Annotated in this window: 1 protein-coding gene; it reads left to right on the top strand. The window is 64.0% G+C overall.

Annotated elements, in window-relative coordinates; genetic code table 11:
* Positions 1-250 (top strand): AMP-binding protein (locus tag AC0L3U_RS39930; RefSeq protein WP_473365201.1); only part of this gene is annotated, 250 nt, incomplete at both ends.

Raw genomic sequence — 250 nt, 5'->3', positions numbered from 1 at the left:
CCAATGTGCACCACGCGATCGAAGCGCAAGCGCGGCGGGCGCCCCAAGCAACAGCGGCGATCTGCGCAGGACAGCGCATCAGTTATGAGCAGCTCAACCGCCAAGCCAACCGATTGGCGGTGCACCTGCTTGAACGGGGGGTCAAGCGCGGCGACACGGTGGGGTTGTTCGTCGAGCGTTCGATTGCGATGCTGGTGGGGTTGCAGGCGTATCGCTTGTTTGCCCAGGACGGCATCATGCCCGCCGACTA

This window comes from Bradyrhizobium sp. Kon69, assembly GCF_055807515.1.
This window is presented reverse-complemented; position numbering and strand designations above follow the sequence as displayed.